Source organism: Streptomyces silvae (assembly GCF_016745505.1).
In the GTDB taxonomy this organism is placed as follows: Bacteria; Actinomycetota; Actinomycetes; order Streptomycetales; family Streptomycetaceae; genus Streptomyces; species Streptomyces silvae.
Window position 1 is genome coordinate 21,233 of record NZ_JAERUC010000168.1, and the last position, 14,887, is coordinate 36,119.

At 72.2% G+C, this 14,887-nt stretch carries 12 protein-coding genes and 1 pseudogene; 9 read left to right on the forward strand and 4 right to left on the reverse strand.

Annotation, left to right across the window (positions count from 1 at the left end):
* Position 1 precedes the first annotated feature (1 nt).
* Both JKV81_RS26370 and JKV81_RS26375 read left to right on the forward strand, forming a co-directional pair.
* Entirely contained in the window at positions 2-874 is an 873-nt protein-coding gene (locus JKV81_RS26370) for an undecaprenyl-diphosphate phosphatase (protein ID WP_129261100.1), read from the forward strand.
* A gap of 155 nt (positions 875-1,029) precedes the next feature.
* Complete coding sequence (locus JKV81_RS26375; RefSeq protein WP_202078103.1) at positions 1,030-1,623, forward strand: YdcF family protein; 594 nt, start codon at positions 1,030-1,032, stop codon at positions 1,621-1,623.
* Positions 1,624-1,633: 10 nt separating this feature from the next.
* Here the strand turns inward: JKV81_RS26375 and JKV81_RS26380 are convergent.
* A pseudogene (locus JKV81_RS26380) lies at positions 1,634-1,850 on the reverse strand (aminoglycoside phosphotransferase family protein); the annotation flags it as partial.
* Positions 1,851-2,034: 184 nt separating this feature from the next.
* Between JKV81_RS26380 and JKV81_RS26385 the strand changes: the two are divergent.
* The gene (locus JKV81_RS26385; protein ID WP_236057786.1) at positions 2,035-2,676 is read left to right on the forward strand and encodes a PASTA domain-containing protein; all 642 of its coding nucleotides are present in this window, start codon (positions 2,035-2,037) and stop codon (positions 2,674-2,676) included.
* 124 nt (positions 2,677-2,800) lie between these two features.
* Positions 2,801-3,724, forward strand: a complete 924-nt coding sequence (locus tag JKV81_RS26390; RefSeq protein WP_202078105.1) for an LLM class F420-dependent oxidoreductase — start codon at positions 2,801-2,803, stop codon at positions 3,722-3,724.
* A gap of 27 nt (positions 3,725-3,751) precedes the next feature.
* Here the strand turns inward: JKV81_RS26390 and JKV81_RS26395 are convergent, their stop codons facing one another.
* Entirely contained in the window at positions 3,752-7,930 is a 4,179-nt protein-coding gene (locus JKV81_RS26395; protein WP_202078107.1) for a bifunctional nitrate reductase/sulfite reductase flavoprotein subunit alpha, read from the reverse strand.
* A 271-nt stretch (positions 7,931-8,201) separates the two neighbouring features.
* Here JKV81_RS26395 and JKV81_RS26400 point away from each other — a divergent pair, with 271 nt between their 5' ends.
* The 3 genes from JKV81_RS26400 (at position 8,202) to lnt (ending at position 11,383) form a co-directional block, all read left to right on the forward strand.
* A complete protein-coding gene (locus JKV81_RS26400; RefSeq protein WP_202078109.1) occupies positions 8,202-9,065 on the forward strand; it encodes a universal stress protein in 864 nt (287 codons plus the stop codon).
* 67 nt (positions 9,066-9,132) lie between these two features.
* Positions 9,133-9,603 (forward strand): nuclear transport factor 2 family protein, encoded by a 471-nt coding sequence (locus JKV81_RS26405; protein ID WP_202078111.1) that lies wholly within the window; start codon positions 9,133-9,135, stop codon positions 9,601-9,603.
* Positions 9,604-9,760: 157 nt separating this feature from the next.
* Entirely contained in the window at positions 9,761-11,383 is a 1,623-nt protein-coding gene (gene lnt / locus JKV81_RS26410) for an apolipoprotein N-acyltransferase (protein WP_236057801.1), read from the forward strand.
* On the opposite strand, the gene JKV81_RS26415 is transcribed toward lnt, so the two are convergent.
* A complete protein-coding gene (locus tag JKV81_RS26415; protein ID WP_129261127.1) occupies positions 11,307-12,212 on the reverse strand; it encodes a Gfo/Idh/MocA family protein in 906 nt (301 codons plus the stop codon). The two genes, lnt and JKV81_RS26415, sit on opposite strands and share 77 nt — an antisense overlap.
* A 33-nt stretch (positions 12,213-12,245) precedes the next feature.
* Entirely contained in the window at positions 12,246-13,457 is a 1,212-nt protein-coding gene (locus JKV81_RS26420; RefSeq protein WP_202078115.1) for an FAD-dependent monooxygenase, read from the reverse strand.
* Positions 13,458-13,542: 85 nt separating this feature from the next.
* Between JKV81_RS26420 and JKV81_RS26425 the strand changes: the two genes are divergently transcribed.
* Positions 13,543-14,262, forward strand: a complete 720-nt coding sequence (locus JKV81_RS26425) for a TetR/AcrR family transcriptional regulator (RefSeq protein ID WP_202078117.1) — start codon at positions 13,543-13,545, stop codon at positions 14,260-14,262.
* A gap of 41 nt (positions 14,263-14,303) precedes the next feature.
* A complete protein-coding gene (locus JKV81_RS26430) occupies positions 14,304-14,816 on the forward strand; it encodes a DinB family protein (protein ID WP_129261133.1) in 513 nt (170 codons plus the stop codon).
* Positions 14,817-14,887: the final 71 nt, after the last annotated feature.

Genomic DNA, 14,887 nt, shown 5'->3' on the forward strand with positions numbered 1-14,887 from the left:
CATGAGCTGGTTCGAATCATTCGTCCTGGGCCTCGTTCAGGGACTGACCGAGTTCCTGCCGATCTCCTCCAGCGCGCACCTGCGGCTGACCGCGGCCTTCGCGGGCTGGCACGACCCGGGAGCCGCGTTCACCGCGATCACGCAGATCGGCACGGAGGCCGCGGTCCTCATCTACTTCCGCAAGGACATCGCCCGGATCGTCTCGGCCTGGTTCAGGTCCCTGACCAACTCCTCGATGCGCAGCGACCACGACGCCCAGATGGGGTGGCTGGTCATCATCGGCTCCATCCCCATCGGTGTGCTCGGCGTGACGTTCAAGGACCAGATCGAAGGGCCGTTCCGCGACCTGCGTCTGATCGCGACGACGCTGATCGTGCTGGGCATCATCCTCGGCATCGCGGACCGGCTCGCCGCCCGCGACGAGACCGGCGGCAAGCACCGGGCCATCAAGGAGCGCAAGTCGCTGAAGGAGCTGGGGGTCAGGGACGGCCTGATCTTCGGCTTCTGCCAAGCGATGGCGCTGGTCCCGGGCGTCTCCCGCTCGGGCGCGACGATCAGCGGCGGCCTGCTCATGGGCTACACCCGCGAGGCCGCCGCCCGCTACTCCTTCCTGCTGGCGATCCCCGCAGTGCTGGCCTCGGGCGTCTTCGAACTGAAGGACGCGGGCGAGGGGCACGTCTCCTGGGGGCCGACGATCTTCGCGACGATCATCGCCTTCGCTGTCGGCTATGCCGTCATCGCGTGGTTCATGAAGTTCATCACCACCAAGAGCTTCATGCCGTTCGTCATCTACCGCGTGCTCCTGGGCATCCTGCTGTTCGTCCTGATCGGGATGGGCGTACTGAGCCCGCACGCGGGAGAGTCAGCCGGCTGACGGGGCGTTACCCGTAGGGATACCTCCAGCGTGAGGCTGGAGGTATCCGGAGAGAGCTGGAGGCCGTTCGAGACTCCTGGAGCGGGTCGTCTCCCACTTTTCTCCCAGTTTGATCGGCCGGCCGTGCCGATGTAGCCGTGCCCTAGAGTCGTCGTATGCGACGAAGGACAGGGCTGGCGATCGCTGGGGCTGCGGCCCTGACCTGGGGCGAGTGGCTGAACTGGCGCTGGTCCCGAGCCCTCGTGGGAAGCGGCGGGGGCACGTCCGAAGCTGTCGTCGTGTTGGGCTACCGGAACCCCCAACCGACGGCGAATGTCATCAACCGCTGGCGAGTCCGCGCCGGAGTTCGCTCCGCTGACAACGCGCGAGACACTCGTGTGATCTTCAGTGGTGGTGAGACCAGCAGCTGCGCTGCGGAAGCCCAGTTGTTGGCTCACTACGCGAAGTCGGTACTGGGGTTCGACGGCACCGTTCTCCTCGAAGATCAAAGTACAACGACATGGGAGAACATCACGAACGTGATCCCATTGCTCGAGGACGTCGATCGCATCAAAATCGTCTCCCAGCCGGCTCACGCGCTCAAAGCCCGCGCCTACTTGCGGCGACAGCGCCCTGAGCTGGCCGAGAAGCTCGTGCGCGCGGATGACTACCGACCAGGCGAGTGGATGGTCGCCAAACCCCTGCTGGCTCTGTACGGACTTTGGACACTCCGCGGGCTCACGTCCGATGAACGGATAATCTCGCTGTAAGCAGCCACTGTCGCACCGAGGCGCCCGAGCGTCGCTCCTGGGACCGCGGCGATCGCGAGCACGGGCGGCTTGCGCCACAGGATCTCCGGGGTCGGGACCGGGGCGAGGGACATCGCCTCAACCTCGACGTCGACGCGCGCCTGATCGGCGTCCACCTTCAGGAACACCTCGCCGACGCGCAACGTCGCGCGCTCGGAGTGGGCGACGACCACTTCGACTTCGTCCATAGGCGACCAGTATCCCGGGAGTGATCGTTGATGTCGCCGGGTTTGTCGTGTCGTGGACGGCCGAGGGCGCCACCCTTCCCCCACGTCTTGGTCACAACTCCGTCACCACCGGAACATCCCGCTCCCCCATCGCATACCGCACCGCTACGGTCATGCCTCCACGAACCGCTCCCGGGGGGACAACTTGAAGAACCGCACCATCACCGCTGCCCTGGCCTGTGCGGCCGCCGTGTCACTGGTCAGCTGCGACCCGGCCGCCACGGATCCCAAGCCCGCAACACCGGCCGCCTCCGAGTCCAGCGCTGCGATGCCCACCGCGACACCGTACGAGGAGACGGAGCCTGCCGAGACAAAGGCGGTCCTGAACTTCGTCGGCATGGGTCTGCAGTCCGCGCAGGACAGGGCCCAGGCAGAGGGCTTCTACCTTCTGAAGTCCCACGACAGCGCCGGGCGCGACAGGCTCCAGGCCCTCGACCGGAACTGGAAGGTGTGCTCCCAGAGCGTCGAGGCAGGCAAGACCGTGCCGACCGACACCGAGTTGGACTTCGGTGCGGTGAAGCTCGAGGAGACGTGCCCGGCTGCTGACGCCAAGGCTCCGGCGCCCGCGGCCGGGAAGATGCCGGATCTGGTCGGGAAGTCGGTCAAGGCGGCCCGGGGAGCTCTGGACTCCGGCACGTCGGTCACGACGACCGATGCGGCGGAGGACCGTATGGTCCTGTTGGAGAGCAATTGGCAGGTGTGCACCCAGTCCCCGGCCCCTGGCGCCGAGCTGACGGGTCAGCCCGTGGAGTTCACCGCGGTGAAGTTCGAGGAGAGCTGCCCGTAGGCAGGCGGTGGCGATACCCGCCACGGCGGTCCCGGCCGCCGGACCGCAGCCTGTTCACACGGCTGACAGACGACTGTCACGTGGGGACGGAATGCGCGGGTGGCCCAGGTCCGTTTTCAATGACATGACTACAGGCGTAACGCTCCAGGCGAACGACGCGGACAACCAGGTCGACGCGAGCGTGCGGCTCGCGCGCGAGGCTTCGGACGCCGGGCTGCGGTCGGCCTGGTTCGGGCAGACCTTCGGGGCCGACTCACCGCAGCTCGCGGCGATCGTCGGCCGGGAGGTGCCCGGCCTCCAGGTGGGTACGTCCGCCGTCCCGGTGTTCGGCCGCCATCCCCTGGTGGTCTCCAGCCAGGCCCAGACGGCTCAGGCGGCCACGCACGGCCGCTATCACCTCGGGCTGGCCCTCGGGACGAAGCTGCTGACCGAGGGCGGGTTCGGCATTCCCTTCGAGCGGCCCATCGCCCGTCTGCGGGAGTTCCTCACCGCGTTGCGGCAGCTGACGGTGACGGGCAGCGCCGACTTCCACGGCGAACTGATCACCGCGACCACGCCGGTCCCGGCCCGCGTGCCCGGTGCGGAGGAGGGTGTCCCGCTGCTCGTCGCCGCGATGGGGCCCCAGGCCCTGCGTGTCAGTGGTGAACTGGCCGACGGGGTCCTGCCCTACCTCGCCGGCCCGCGCGCGCTGGCCGAGCACATCGTCCCGGCGGTCACCGCGGCCGCCCAGGCCGCCGGCCGGCCGGCGCCCCGCATCGTCGCCCTGGTGAACGGGGTGGTCACCGATGACGTCGATGCCGTACGCGAGAAGGTGACCGAGAAGCTCGCGTTCTACGAGCAGATCCCCTCCTACGCCCGCGTGATCGAGCTGTCGGGTGGCCGGCGGGCCGCCGACGTGGCGGTGATCGGGGACGAGCGGCGGATCGCCGAGGAGGTACGGCGCTACCGGGACGCCGGGGCGACGGAGGTGGTGTTCTCTGGCACGGAGATCGCCGGGGACGCCGACCGCCTCCGGACCTGGGACGTCCTGGGCTCGCTCGCGGGCTGAGCGGTCGCCGGGCTCCGCCGGTCCGGCTCAGTACACGTCGCGCACGTACCGTTTGTCGGCGGCGAGCTGCTTGACGTACGCGCCGGCCGCGTCCTCCTGGAGTCCTCCGTGGGCCACGGCGATGTCCCGCAGGGCCCGGTCCACGTCCTTCGCCATCCGGGAGGCGTCTCCGCAGACGTAGAAGTGGGCACCCTCCTGGAGCCATGACCACAGCTGGGCGCCGTGCTCGCGCATCCGGTCCTGGACGTAGATCTTGGCCCGCTGGTCGCGGGAGAAGGCGGTGTCCAGCCGGGTGAGGGTGCCGTCGCGGCGCAGGGTGTCGAGTTCGTCGCGGTAGTAGAAGTCGGTGGCGCGGCGCTGTTCGCCGAAGAACAGCCAGTTGGCGGCGCGGTGGCCGAGCGCGCGGCGTTCGTCGAGGAATCCGACGAAGGGCGCCACTCCGGTGCCGGGTCCGACCATCACCATCGGGGTGGCGGGGTCGGCCGGCGGGCGGAAGTGCGGGGCGCGCTGGACGAATACGGGGACGGAGCTGCCCTCCTCCGCGTCGGCGAGGAAGGTCGAGGCCACGCCCTTGCGGACGACGCCGTGCCGGTTCTCGTAGCGGACGACGGAGACGGTGAGGCTCACACGGGCGGGATCGGTGAGCGGGCTGGAGGATATGGAGTAGAGCCTCGGCCGGAGACGCGTGAGGGCACCGGTCCACTCGGCCGCGGTGGCGCGGGCGGAGTGCTCGGCGATGACGTCCACGGCCTGCCGGCCCCAGGCCCACTGGGCGAGTTCGCCCTTGTTGTCGGGGCGCAGGAGCTTCTTGAGGGTGCGGTCGTGGGTGCGTTCGGCGACCAGGCGCAGCAGTCCGGGGGTGATCCTTGCGATGTCCAGATGGCGGTGGAGCGCCTCCCCGAGGGGTACGGAACCGACGCCCGGCACATCGACCGGGGCGTCGGGGTCGAGCCCGGTGACGGCGAGCCATTCCGCCACGAGCCCGGGGCAGTTGAGCGCCTCCACACCCAGCGCGTCTCCCGCCTCGTACGTGAGCGGGACGGGGCTGTCCTGCGTGTCGAAGGTGAACCGGCGCACTTCCTTGGTGGCGCCGGGCAGGCTGAGCAGCTCGTTGCCCACGAGCCGCCCGGTCGCCGCCTTCGCCGCCCGGGCGGAGCGCGCCGGAGAGGCGGGGACGCCGGCGGCGGGCTCCGGGGCGGCCGGATCAGGGGCAGCCGGATCAGGGGCAGGTGCGGCCGGGGTGCCCAGTGCGGCGAACACGTCGTCGAGCCACTGCCCGGCCGGCTCCTCGTAGTCCGGTTCGCAGTCCGTACGGGGGACGAGCCGCACGGCGCCCAGCTCCCCGAACCGCTCGTCGAGCCGTCTGCCGTGCCCGCAGAAGTCGTCGTACGAGGAGTCGCCGAGGGCGAGTACGGCGTAGCGAACCCCGTCCAGCCGGGGCGTGTCGGGCGCGTTGAGCGACTCCCAGAAGCCGGAGCCGTTGTCCGGCGCGTCGCCGTCGCCGAACGTGCTGGTGACGACCAGCAGATCCGCTGGGCGCGGGAGGCTGTCCAGGGGACGGTCGTCCATGCCGAGGAGCGTGGCCGTCCGCCCTTCGGCGGCGAGCCGCCGGGCCGCCGCGGCGGCGACCTCCTCGGCGTTCCCGGTCTGCGACGCCCACAGGACCACGATCTGCCGGCCGGACGCGGTACCGGCCTCCCGCGCCGTCCCGGCGGGCTCCGGGTCCGTGGAGCCGCCGGGCGCCCGGGAGAACATGCCGGCCAGCACCCCGTTGACCCAGAGGGCGTGGTCCGGTGCGAACGGCGCGTGCTCCGGCAGTACGGGCGTACCGGCGGCCCCGGGCCCCAGGCCGGCGAGGAACCCGGACAGATAACGCCGCTCGTGCTCGGCCAGCACGGGCGGGGCGGTGCCGGCGATGCCGAACACCCCCGCGAGGGCCGTCACTCCGGCGTCCACGGATGCCGGGGCGGGGAGACCCGGGGCGGGCAGGTCCGCGGCGGCCGGCGCGACGGCGGCGACCTTCATCAGGGTCACGGCGCACACCTTGAACTCGGGCTGGAAGGACACCGGGTCGACGGCGTCGTGGGTGACCGCGTTGACGCTGAGGTACTCGCCGAAGAGATCGTTCCAGTGGAACGGCGCGAAGCAGTCCCCGGGCCGCACCCGGTCGGTCACGACGGCGGGCAGCACGGCCCGGCCGCGCCGCGAGGCGACCTCGACCGGGTCACCCTCCGCGATCGAGAGGGCCGCCGCGTCCTGCGGGTTGATCTCCACGAAGGGCCCGGGATTCAGCTTGTTGAGCTTGGCGACCTTGCCGGTCTTCGTGAGGGTGTGCCACTGGTGCTGCAGGCGGCCGGTGTTGAGCACGAAGGGGAAGTCGTCGTCGGGCATCTCGGCCGCCGGCAGGTGCGGGCGGGCGAAGAACACCGCACGGCCGCTCGCGGTGGGGAACTCCAGCCGTGGCACGCTCCCGTCGGGGCGTACGGCCCGGTGTCCGCCGGCTCCGTCGTTGAGGTAGCGGACCGGGTTGCGCGCCGGGCCGTCCGGAGTGGCACTGGGCCACTGGACGGGGGTCCGGCGCAGCCGTTCGTAGCTGACTCCGCGCAGGTCGTACCCGGTCCTCGGGTTGTGGGCCCGCTTGATCTCCTCGAAGATCTCCTCGGCACTGCTGTAGGAGAAGGCCTCCTCGTACCCCATCTCGCAGGCGATCCGCGCGATGATCCGCCAGTCAGGCCATGCCTCCCCCGGCGGGTCGGCGGCCTGCCGGGCGAGCGTGAGGTTCCGCTCCGAGTTGACCATGACGCCTTCGGTCTCGCCCCACAGCGCGGCGGGCAGCGCGACATCGGCGTACGCGTTGGTCTCGGTGTCGGCGAACACGTCCTGGGTGACGACGAACTCCGCCGTCTCCAGCCCCTCGATGACGGTCCGCCGGTTCGCCACCGAGGCCACCGGGTTGGTGCAGATGATCCAGCAGGCCTTGATCGCACCCTCCGCCATGCGCCGGAACATGTCGATCGTCCCGATGCCCGCGGCGTCCGTACGGAGCGTCCCCGGGGCGATCCCCCACAGCTCCTCGACGAAGGCGCGGTCCTCGTCGGACTGCAGGGCGCGCTGGCCGGGCAGGCCCGGGCCCATGTAGCCCATCTCGCGGCCGCCCATCGCGTTGGGCTGGCCGGTGAGCGAGAAGGGGCCGCTCCCGGGGCGGCAGAGCGCTCCGGTGGCCAGGTGCAGATTGATCAGGGCGTTGGTGTTCCAGGTGCCGTGGGTGCTCTGGTTGAGGCCCATGGTCCAGCAGCTCATCCACTCACCCGCCTCGCCGATCCAGCGGGCGGCGAGGCGGATGTCCGCCTCCGGGATGCCGGTGATCTCCGCCACGGCGGCGGGCGGGTAGTCCCGCAGGAAGCCGGGCATGGTCTCCCAGCCCTCGGTGTACGCGGCGATGAACTCCGGGTCGGTGTGGCCGTTCTCGACGAGGAGGTGCAGCAAACCGTTGAGCAGGGCCAGGTCCGTGCCCGGGCGTATCTGGAGGAAGAGGTCGGCCTTGTCGGCGGTGGCGTTGCGCCGGGGGTCGACGACGATGAGTTTCGCGCCCGCCTTCACCCGCTCCATGAGACGGAGGAAGAGGATGGGGTGGCAGTCCGCCATGTTGGAGCCGATGACGAGGAACGTGTCGGCGTGCTCGAAGTCCTCGTACGAGCCGGGCGGGCCGTCGGCTCCCAGTGAGAGCTTGTAGCCGCTGCCCGCACTGGCCATGCAGAGCCGGGAGTTGGACTCGATCCAGCTGGTGCGGACGAAGCCCTTGGCCAGCTTGTTGGCGAGGTACTGCGCCTCCAGCGTCATCTGCCCGGAGACATAGAGGGCCAGCGCGTCGGGCCCGTGCTCGTCGACCACCGCGCGCAGCCGCCGCGCGGTCTCCTTGACGGCGGCGTCCATGGACAGCGGCGTGGGCTCCTCGCTGCGGTCCGCCCGCACCAGGGCCGATGTCAGCCGGCCGGGGGCGGCCAGCATCTCCGCGCTCGTCGCGCCCTTGGTGCAGAGCCGCCCGCGGTTCGTGGGGTGCGCCTTGTCGCCCGTGGCCTTCAGGACGGTGCGCCGGCCGTCGGGGCCCCTGCCGATGTCGAGCACCATCCCGCATCCGACACCGCAGTACGAGCAGACCGTCCGCACCTGGGCGGGGGTGTCCGGCTGCGGGTTCGGCGCGGTCATGGACGGCCTTTCCTGGGGGACGCTGACACCGCGACCGTACGAAACGTCCGTTTCCCGGGTGTCACGCCGGGCGATCGGGCGGGGTTACGTCCGCTGCACAGTCGCCCCCGTACGCCGGTGAGGCCCGCCGTACGCGGATGGGCGCCCGCCCCCGCACGTACGCCGACGAACCCGTGCCCCGCCGGGCCCCGGGCGCACAATCGGGTCATAATCACGGTTCTGGGGCTGTCCGCCTCGGCCCGGGAGCTCTCCGACCGCCCTGGAGGCTTGCATGACCGCCGACCGCCTTCCCGTCATCGCCGCGGTGGACGGTTCCGAGCACGGCTGGGAGGCGCTGGACTGGGCTGCCGCGGAAGCGGTGCGCACGGGGCTGCCGCTGCTGATCGTGCACGTCCGGATGCCTGCCAGGCCTGCGGAGGAGGAGAGAGCGCTGCGGGAGGCCGAGGAACTGCTCGCGCAGGCCGTGCTGCGGACCTCCCGGCTCGCTCCGGAGCTGCCCACCTCGACGCTGACCCCGCTGGACTTCCCGTCGGCGGCGCTGACCTCGCTCAGCCGGGACGCCTCGATGGTGGCCGTCGGGTCCCGTGGTCTCGGCGGGTTCCGTTCGCTGATGATCGGATCCAACAGTCTGGCCACCGCCTCCATGGCCCGGTGCCCGGTCGTCGTCGCCCACACCGGCGGAAGGGACGAGGGCGAGGCGGAACCGCCCGACGCCTTCCCGGACGTCGTCGCGGGGGTCGCCGCCGACGAGAGCAGCGGCGCGGTCCTGGATTTCGCCTTCGAGGCGGCCGCCTCCAGGCCGGGCGCACGGCTGCGGCTCGTGCACGGCTGGACGATGTTCTCGTCGATGCTGTCCGGCGGCCCGGTCTTCGACGGCGAGGCGGCTGCGGCCTCGGCGGCCCGCGCGCTCGCCGAGCTCACCGCGGGGCGGCAGGAGGAGTACCCGCAGGTGGAGGTCGTACGCGAACCGGTCCGGGGATCCGCGTCCCGCACCCTGGTCACGGCATCGGCCACCGCCGCGCTCACCGTGGTCGGGCGGCGCAGGGGCGGTGAGGCCCTCGGCCTCGGCCTGTCCCCTGTCGCGCAGACGACGGTGACGCACGCCCTCGGCCCGGTGGCCGTCGTCCCCACCTGACTCCGGGCCCCCGCCGGGGCCGTACGCGCCCCTTGGCGTGCGGCTCCCGACGGCCGAGACTTGGGCGATGACACAGCGCGTGGCTCTCGCGACGGTGATGGACCGGCTCTCCATCGATGCAGTGATCACCGATTACGCCGCGGCGGTGGACGACGGCGCCTGGGAGGACTACGGCGCCCTGTTCACGCCGGACGGCCACGCCGACTACCGGGGCGCGGGAGGTTCCGAGGGCCCGGCCGCCGAGGCCGCACGGTGGCTGGCCGAGAGCCTGCGCCCGTTCCCCTCCCGCCAGCACCTGATCGTCAACAGGCGCCTGGATCTCCAGGATCTGGGCGGCTATCCCGGGGACCGGGCCCAGGTGCGGGCCGATTACCTCAGCCCGGTGGGCCCCGAGGCCTGGGACGGGGAGAGCGCTCCGGCCCTGGTCACCGGCGGCCGGTACGTCTTCGAGCTCAGGCGTACGGAACCGGGCTGGCGGATCCACACCGTCACCGCGCACCGGAAATGGCGGTACGCGCCCGGCGCGGCGGCCGGCTGATCGCTGGCCCCCGGGGCACACGTCCGCGCGGTGGCGGCGGCATGCCCCCTGTGCGCTGCTGATCTTCTGCACCACACTGGGATCAAGAACACGGATCACGGGCACGGATCAAGCGCAGGCACCGAGCGCACGACCGGCGAGGAGGGCACGCATGCCGATGCGGCGCAAGCGGCGTCCCGACGGGCCGGCCGGTGAGGACACGGTGCAGCCGCACGGGCGGCTGCTCGGTTCCCGTACGGGGCGCGGCGCGGCGGCCCTGTGCGCGGGCGCCCTTCCCGCCCTGGCGTTTCCCGCGCCCTCGCTCTGGTGGTTCGCCTACGTCGCGTTGGTCCCGTGGCTGCTGCTGATCCGGTCGGCGGGCACGGGGCGCCGTGCGGCGGTCGACGGCTGGCTGGGCGGTACGGGCTTCATGCTCGCCGTGCACCACTGGCTGATGCCGAGCCTCCATGTGTTCATCCTGGTGCTGGCGGCGCTGCTGGGGTTGCTGTGGGCTCCCTGGGGCCTGCTCGTGGCCCGGCTGCTCGGCGGCCCGCCGTCCGTCCGCCGTGCCGTGGCCGCCGTGGTCGTCGTGCCCTCCGGCTGGCTGATGATCGAGCTGGTCCGCTCCTGGGAGGGACTCGGCGGGCCTTGGGGGCTGCTGGGCGCCAGTCAGTGGGACGTCCCGCCGGCGCTGCGCGTCGCCTCGGTGGGCGGTGTGTGGCTGGTCAGTCTGGCTGTTGTCGCCGCGAACACGGCCGTCACCGTGCTGATCGCCGTCCCGGCCGCCCGTACGGCGGGGGTCGCGTGCCTGGTGGCGGGAGCGCTGGGCGTGGGCGCGACGGTGCTCTGGGCGCCACGCCCGCAGGAGACCGGCACGGTCCGGATCGCAGTGGTGCAGCCAGGCGTCGTCGAGGGCCCCGGCAGCGTCGAGCGCCGCTTCGCCCGCGGCGAGGAGCTGACCCGTGGGCTGGCGGGCCAGGACGTGGACCTGGTGGTCTGGGGCGAGAGCAGTGTGGGCGTCAATCTGAACCGGAGCCCGGAGATGACGGACCGCGTCGCGGCGCTGTCGCGGCTGACCGGGGCCGATGTGCTGGTCAACATGGACGCCCGGCGCACGGACGCCCCCGACCGTACGGGGATCTTCAAGTCCGCGGTGCTGGTGGGCCCTGACGGCCCGACCGGGGACCGCTACGACAAGATGCGCCTGGTCCCCTTCGGGGAGTACGTCCCCGCCCGCGCGCTGCTCGGCTGGGCGACCTCCGTGGGCAAGGCGGCGGGCGAGGACCGGCTGCGCGGCAGCGGCCCTGTGGTGATGGAGCTGGCGAACGGTCTGCGGGTGGGCCCCTTGGTGTGCTTCGAGTCGGCGTTCCCCGACATGAGCCGGCAGCTGGTGAAGGACGGGGCGCAGCTGCTGGTCGCCCAGTCGTCCACCTCGACGTTCCAGCACAGCTGGGCGCCCGCCCAGCACGCCTCGCTCGCGGCGCTGCGGGCGGCCGAGACGGGCCGCCCCATGGTGCACGCCACCCTCACGGGGATGAGCGCGGTGTACGGCCCACGCGGCGAGCGGGTGGGAGCGCCGCTCGGTACGGACGCGAGCGAGGCCGCTGTGTACGACGTACCGCTCGCCCGGGGCACCACGCTCTACGTCCGGCTGGGCGCCTGGCCGGTGTACGGCGCGCTGGCGGTGCTGGCCGTCTTCCTCGGAGCGGCGGGGCTGCGGTCCTTCAGGACGCCTGCTCCGCGGCGTCCAGGACCACCCGCTCGCACAGCCGGTGGGTCTCCAGGGCGTCCCGGGCGCTGAGCACCTCTCCGGCCCGTACCGCGTCCAGGAACGACAGCACGCTCTGCTCGATGCCCCGCTGACGGGCGACGGGCACCCAGTCGCCGCGCCGTCGCAGCGTCGGCTGGCCCTTGTGGTCGACGACGTCCGCGAGGTTGAGGACCTGGCGCTTGGTGTCCTGGCCCGATACCTCGAGGATCTCCTCCGTCGATCCGTTGAGCCGGTTCATCATGCCGATGGCGGTGAACCCGTCGCCGGACAGCTGGAGCACCACATGGTGCATGAGCCCGTCGACGATCCGGGCCCGCACGACGACGCCGGACACGGGGCCGGGGACCAGGAAGCGCAGGGTGTCGACGACGTGGATGAAGTCGTCGAGCACCATGGTGCGCGGGTCCTCGGGCAGTCCCACCCGGTTCTTCTGGAGGAGGATCAGCTCGCGGGGGTGTTCGGCGCACTGCGCGTACGACGGGGCAAGCCTGCGGTTGAACCCGACCGTGAGCGCGACGCCGCGCTCCTCGGCGAGGGCCACCAGCCGCTCGGACTCGGCGAGTTCGTAGGCGAGGGGCTTGTCGACGTACGTGGGGACGCCCGCTTCCAGCAGCCGGCCCACGATCTCCGCGTGCGCCGCGGTCGGCGCGTGCACGAAGGCGGCGTCCAGTCCCTGCGCGAGCAGCCCGTCGAGGTCCTCGTGGCACTGCCGGGCGGGGATGTGGTGTGTCCCGGCGACGGCCGCCAGGGTGGCCGGGGTGCGGGTCTGCAGATGCAGTTCGACGCCGGGCAGGGTCGTCAGTACCGGCAGATACGCCTTCTGCGCGATGTCGCCGAGCCCGATGCAGCCGACCTTCACGAGGTTCTCCCTGTCGCCTTGACCAGGGACGGGTCACGGTCGCGTCCTCTGTCCTCCCCTGGTCCCGGCAGCATACGTGCGCTGCGGGGGCCGCCAGTCGCAGATGCCGTCGAAGGTGCGCAGGACGAGCCCGGGGCCGAGACGGGAGACCGCGGACATGAGGCCGTCGCGGAGGGCGACGGCCGGAGCACCGGTCAGGCCGACCATCCGGGAGACCTGCGCGGCCTTGCGCACCATGGCGGTCGTACGGGGGTGCCTGGCCGCGCTGTAGGCGGCCACGCCCGCTCCCAGGTCGCCGTCCGGCGTGACGTGGTGGGCGAGCACGACGGCGTCCTCGACGGCCTGGTTCCCGCCCTGGCCGAGGAACGGCCCCATGGCGTGCGCGGCATCGCCGACGAGCACCGTGCGGCCCCGGTGGAAGGCCGGCAGCGGGTCGGTCAGGTGGTACACGTCGTGGCGCAGGATCTGGTCCGGCTCGACGGCGGCGATGACGGCGGGGATCGGGTCGTGCCAGTCGCCGTACCGGCGCACCAGCTCCGCCTTCTCGTCGTCGGCCGCCCTGGCTCCGGCCGGGGCGAGCGCCGCGGCGTAGGCGTAGATCCCGCCGTCCTTCAGCGGGTGGCTCCCCCAGAGCTCGCCGCGGCCCCAGGTCTCGTGGGAGCTGAAGGCACGGCCGACGCCGGGGGCGAGGACGCGCCAGGTGGTGAACCCGCTGTACGAGGGGCCGGGGTGGCGCGGGAACAGCGCGGTGCGTACGGCCGATCCGATGCCGTCGGCACCGATCACCAGATCGGCCTCGATGTCGCCCACGTCCGTCCTGACGAGGGCGGGGCTCCCGCCCGCGCGGCCCGGATCCACGAGCCGGGCGGGTGTGCCGGTGCGCACGGCGTCCTCGGGGAGCCGGGAGCGGAGCAGGTCGACGAGCACCGAGCGGTGCAGCAGGACGAGCGGCCCGCCGAACCGTTCGGCGGCGGCGTTGCTGTCCGTGCGGGCGAGCCAGCGCCCGGACGGGGTGCGCATGCCACCGTCACCCTGCCAGGCGGCGAGGGACCTGACCTCGTCGCCGAGCCCGATGACGTCGAGGGCGCGCTGGGAGTTGGGGGCGAGGCTGATGCCCGCGCCGACGGGTTCCAGCGAGGCGGCACGTTCGAGCACGGTGACCTGCCAGCCGCTCCGGTGAAGGGCCGCTGCCGCGGTGAGGCCGCCGATGCCGCTGCCGATGACCACCGCTCGGGACGTCGTCATGACTGACCACTCCTCCTCGGAACTACACCTGTAGTGCGCGTACTCCACGGTACTACAGGTGTAGTAGCGGCGGTAGATTGGTTCCATGCCCACACGTTCCACGCCCCCGCGTTCCGGCACCGCGCCTGTCGGCGCCGCACGTTCCGGCACTGCACCTTCCCGCGCCGCGCGTTCCGGCCCCGATCGGACCGCGCCCGCGCAGAGCGCCCCAGAGGCTCGGCCGGCCGCCCCCTCACGCGCCGAGCTGATCGCCGACGCCGCGCTCGCCCTGCTCGCCGAGCGCGGGATGAGAGGGCTCACCCATCGGGCGGTGGACGAGCGGGCCGGACTCCCCCAGGGCTCGACGTCGAACCACGCCCGCACCCGGGAGGCTCTTCTGAAGGCAGCGGTCCGCAGACTCGCCGAGCTGGAGGCGCGGGTGCTCGCGCCCGGGGAGCTGCTCACGAGCAGCGATCCGGATGGGGCCGCAGCGGGACTGGCGCGTGCCCTGCACCGCTATCTGACCGGCTCCACCGATCTCCTGGTGTGCCGCTACGAACTCGCCCTGGAGGCCACCCGGCGCCCCGCCCTCCGGACGTTCTACGACGAGGCGGGCCGGAGGTTCCGCGAACCGCTGGTCGCCCTGATGACGGCGGCGGGGTCGGCCGAGCCGGAGCGCCACGCGCTGTCCGTCGTGGCCTGGGCGGAGGGCATGATGTTCGCCTGCGCCGCGGGTTCCTACCACCGGGCCGTACCGACCGAGCAGGAGCTGCGCACGGGGTGCGCGGAACTGCTGCGGGGAATGCTCGGCACCCGGGCCGGCTGAGCGATGGCGCCGCGGAACCTCCCTGCGCGAGGATGCCGCGTATGACACCACAGGAACGGTCGCAGCCCGCACTCGACGCGGGCGAACGGCAGATGCTGGAGGGGTGGCTGGACTACCACCGGGCGACCCTGGCCATGAAGTGCGAGGGACTGACCGACTCCCAGCTGCGGGAGCGGCCCGTACCCCCGTCGGAGCTCAGTCTGCTCGGGCTCGTACGGCACCTGGCCGAGAACGAACGCGGGTGGTTCCGCGAGGTGCTGGCCGGTGAGGACCTCCCGCCGGTCTACGGGACGGAGGAGGACCCGGACGGGGAGTTCCACCTCACCGAGGCGGACACCTGGGACGAGGCCAGGTCCACCTGGCGGACGGAGATCGAGGCGGCCCGGACCAACGCCGCACGGTTCTCCCTCGACGATCCGTCCGTCGGCATGGGCAGGCGGGGCGCGCCCTTCAGCCTCCGCTGGATCTACACGCACATGATCGAGGAGTACGCCCGCCACAACGGCCACGCCGACCTCCTGCGCGAACGGATCGACGGCACGACCGGCGCCTGAACGACCACGGCGGAGCCGTGCGGTGAGCCGACCCGCGTCGCGGGAGCCTCACCGTGAGCCTCCCGCGTCGC